The sequence below is a fragment of the Burkholderia sp. Ac-20392 genome (assembly GCF_017104585.1).
In the GTDB taxonomy this organism is placed as follows: domain Bacteria; phylum Pseudomonadota; class Gammaproteobacteria; order Burkholderiales; family Burkholderiaceae; genus Burkholderia; species Burkholderia lata.
Map to the genome: position 1 here is coordinate 1 of NZ_JAAGPB010000633.1, position 3,921 is coordinate 3,921.

4 protein-coding genes and 1 pseudogene are annotated in these 3,921 nt (G+C 68.6%); 4 read left to right on the forward strand and 1 reads right to left on the reverse strand.

Translation table 11 applies throughout. From position 1 onward, the window contains the following. Positions 1-171 (reverse strand): annotated as a pseudogene (locus G3N99_RS42640) (regulator); the annotation flags it as partial. 57 nt (positions 172-228) lie between these two features. Here G3N99_RS42640 and G3N99_RS35890 point away from each other — a divergent pair. The 4 genes from G3N99_RS35890 to G3N99_RS35905 form a co-directional block, all read left to right on the forward strand. Then, a complete protein-coding gene (locus G3N99_RS35890) occupies positions 229-1,482 on the forward strand; it encodes a lipoprotein-releasing ABC transporter permease subunit (protein ID WP_206124730.1) in 1,254 nt (417 codons plus the stop codon). A gap of 55 nt (positions 1,483-1,537) precedes the next feature. Continuing rightward, the gene (lolD, locus tag G3N99_RS35895) at positions 1,538-2,233 is read left to right on the forward strand and encodes a lipoprotein-releasing ABC transporter ATP-binding protein LolD (protein ID WP_041492889.1); all 696 of its coding nucleotides are present in this window, start codon (positions 1,538-1,540) and stop codon (positions 2,231-2,233) included. A 67-nt stretch (positions 2,234-2,300) separates the two neighbouring features. After that, positions 2,301-3,089 (forward strand): TatD family hydrolase, encoded by a 789-nt coding sequence (locus G3N99_RS35900; protein ID WP_174986951.1) that lies wholly within the window; start codon positions 2,301-2,303, stop codon positions 3,087-3,089. A 57-nt stretch (positions 3,090-3,146) separates the two neighbouring features. Beyond that, positions 3,147-3,921 (forward strand): ComEC/Rec2 family competence protein (locus tag G3N99_RS35905; protein ID WP_206124731.1); only part of this gene is annotated, 775 nt, incomplete at its 3' end.

Genomic DNA, 3,921 nt, shown 5'->3' on the forward strand with positions numbered 1-3,921 from the left:
TGAGGCCGCATCGGCCGCCGACGGCAGCGCGAACGGAACGAGAAAATGGAGGCGTCGGTCGTGCATGATGGTGCGCATTGTATGGCAAACTGCGCGCGTGATCGGGCCGGCTGACGGCCCGTTCGCGTCCGGCGGCCGTTTTTCGACCGTGCCCGGGCCGGTGGCCGCCACCGGGCGGCGGTCCGGCCGCGGGGCGCCTCCCCGCCGTAACCAGCAGAAAGGATTCGCTTGAAACTTCCGTACGAATGGCAGATCGGCTGGCGCTACACGCGCGCCGGCAAACGCACGACCGGTAACGGCTTCATTTCCTTCATCGCGCTCGTGTCGATGCTCGGGATCGCGCTCGGCGTCGCGGCGCTGATCGTCGTGCTGTCGGTGATGAACGGCTTCCAGAAAGAAGTGCGCGACCGCATGCTGTCGGTGCTCGCGCACGTCGAGGTGTTCTCGCCGACGGGCTCGATGCCCGACTGGCAACTGACCGCGCAGGAAGCGCGCCGCAATCCTTCGGTGATCGGCGCGGCGCCGTACGTCGATGCGCAGGCGCTGCTCACCCGCCAGGACGCGGTGAGTGGCGTGATGCTGCGCGGCGTCGAGCCGACGCTCGAGCCGCAGGTGTCGGACATCGGCAAGGACATGAAGGCGGGCCAGCTCGGCGCGCTCGTGCCGGGCCAGTTCGGCATCGTGCTCGGCGATGCGCTCGCGGGCAACCTCGGCGTGACGGTCGGCGACAAGGTCACGCTGGTTGCGCCGGAAGGGTCGATCACGCCGGCCGGCATGATGCCGCGGCTGAAGCAGTTCACGGTCGTCGGCGTGTTCGAGTCCGGGCACTACGAATACGACAGCACGCTCGCGATGATCAACATCCGCGACGCCGAGGCGCTGTTCCGGATGACAGCGCCGACCGGCGTGCGGCTGCGGCTGAAGGACATGCAGAAGGCGCCGGACGTGGCGGTCGAGCTGTCGCATACGCTGTCGGGCAGCCTGTACATCCGCGACTGGACCCAGCAGAACAAGACATGGTTCTCGGCCGTGCAGATCGAGAAGCGGATGATGTTCATCATCCTCACGCTGATCATCGCGGTGGCCGCGTTCAACCTCGTGTCGTCGCTCGTGATGACGGTGACCAACAAGCAGGCCGACATCGCGATCCTGCGCACGCTCGGCGCGCAGCCGGGGTCGATCATGAAGATCTTCGTCGTGCAGGGCGTGACGATCGGCTTCGTCGGCACGGCGTCGGGCGTCGCGCTCGGCTGCCTGATCGCGTGGAGCATCCCGTGGCTGATCCCGATGATCGAGCACCTGTTCGGCGTGCAGTTCCTGCCGCCGTCCGTGTACTTCATCAGCGAACTGCCGTCCGAACTCGTCGCGAGCGACGTGATCCGGATCGGGCTGATCGCATTCGCGCTGTCGGCGATCGCGACGCTCTATCCGAGCTGGCGCGGGGCGAAGGTGAAGCCGGCGGAGGCGCTCCGCTATGAATGATCGCGCGACCGCATTCGCGGATTCACGACAACACAACAGACAGGATTCGGCAGGTATGCAGGAATACGTGCTTCAGGCGCGCGGGGTCACGAAGGCTTTCGTGCAGGGCGGCTTCAACGTGCAGGTGCTCAACAATACCGAGCTGACGGTGCGGCGTGGCGAGAAGCTCGCGGTCGTCGGTGCGTCGGGTTCCGGCAAGAGCACGCTGCTGCACGTGCTGGGCGGGCTCGACGAGCCGAGCGCGGGCGAGGTGTCGCTGCTCGGCAAGCCGTTCACGCAACTCGCCGAGCGCGAGCGCAACGAACTGCGCAACCGTGCGCTCGGCTTCGTCTATCAGTTTCATCACCTGCTGCCCGAGTTCACCGCGCTCGACAACGTCGCGATGCCGCTGCGCATTCGCCGGATGACGACCGAAGACGCGCGCGAGCAGGCGCAGACGATGCTCGAGCGCGTCGGTCTCGGCCCGCGTGCGAAGCACCGGCCGGGCGAGCTGTCGGGCGGCGAACGGCAGCGGGTCGCGATCGCGCGCGCGCTGGTCACGAAGCCCGCGTGCGTGCTCGCCGACGAGCCGACCGGCAACCTCGACGGCACGACGGCCGATACGGTGTTCAACCTGATGCTCGAGTTGTCCGAGACGCTCGAGACGAGCTTCGTGATCGTCACGCACGATCCCGATCTCGCCGCGCGCTGCGACCGCATCATGCGGCTGCGCGACGGCGTGCTGCACGAGGAGCCGGCGCTGCCGGTGTAAGAAGCGAACGCGCTTGGCCTGCTGCCGGGGTCGTCCCGGCGCGGCGCCAGGGCGCAGGACTGCCGCCATGTGGATCGACACGCACTGCCATCTCGATGCCGCCGAGTTCGACGCCGACCGCGACACGGTTGCGCGCGCGGCGCGCGCGGCCGGCGTGTCGCGCATCGTGATCCCGAGCGTCGGGCGCGACAACTTCACGACGGTGCGCGAACTCGCGCAACGCACGCCGGGTGCGGTCTACGCGCTCGGTATCCATCCGATGTATACGCCACGCGCACGCGACGAGGATCTCGACCTGCTGCGCATGGAGATCGAGGCGAGCCTCGACGATCCGCGCTTCGTCGCGATCGGCGAGATCGGGCTCGACTATTTCGTGCCGGGGCTCGACGAAGACCGGCAGCAGTTCTTCTACCAGGGGCAACTGAAGCTCGCGCGCGAATTCGACTTGCCCGTGCTGTGCCACGTGCGCAAGTCGCAGGATCGCGTGCTCGCCGGGCTGCGCCGTTTCGGCGTGCGGCGCGGCATCGCGCATGCGTTCAACGGCAGTTTTCAGCAGGCCGAAGCGTATCTCGCGCACGGGCTGCATCTCGGCTTCGGCGGCAACGTGACCTTCACGCGCGCGCTGCAGATCCGCCGGCTCGCGGCGCAGTTGCCGCTCGATGCGATCGTCGTCGAGACGGACGCACCCGACATCGCGCCCGAATGGGCCTACAAATCCCGCAACACGCCCGACCAGGTGCCGCGCATCGGCGACGTGCTTGCCGAACTGCGCGGGATCGACGCCGGCGCCGTGTCCCTATGCACTTCGGCTAACGCGCTCGCCGCGCTGCCGCGACTCGCCCTTTCGTCCGCATAATCGTTGCCGGAAGGCGCCGCATGTTCAATGGCGGTGCCGGGTCGACGAGGAGGGGCGATGCGCGTGTGGTGGATCGCGTTCGCGCTCGGCGTGGTCGTGCTGCAGCGGCAGGCGGCGCTGCCGGGTGCGCTCGCATGGACGATCGGTGCAGCCATACTCGCGGGCTGCGTGGTGCTCGGCACGTGGAGCATGCGCCGCCGGCGCACGCGTACGACCGTCGCGTTCGGATGGGTGCTGTGCGCGCTCGCGGCCGGCGTCGTCGGGTTCGGCTATGCAGCCGCGCGGGCCGAATGGCGGTTGGACGACAGCCTGCCCGTCGAGTGGGAAGGGCGCGACATCGTCGTCACCGGCGTGATCCGGGGGCTGCCCACGGTCGACGAAACAGGTGCACGGCTACTGTTCGCGGTCGAGTCGAACGATGCGGAGCTGGCCCGCTTTCCACCGTTGATCCGGCTGTCGTGGCGCGCGTATGGCGCATCGGCGACACGCGATCCACTGCCTGATTTGCGCGCCGCGCAGCGTTGGCGATTCGTCGTGCGGCTGAAGCGCCCGCATGCCGAGGCCAATCCGGGTGTGCGCGACAGCGAGGCGGCGTGGCTTGCCGCAGGCATTCGCGCGATCGGTTATGTCAGCGCGCCCCGGCGGGCGGAATTGCTCGATGCGCGTGCATCGGGGTGGCGTGCATCGATCGATCGGCTGCGCGACGCGCTGCGCGCGCGTATCGGCGCGACGCTCGGCGGCGACGCGAGCCACCGAGGCATCGTCGCCGCGCTCGCAATCGGCGATCAGTCGGGCATCGGCGATGTCGACTGGCGCGTGCTGCGCAGCACGG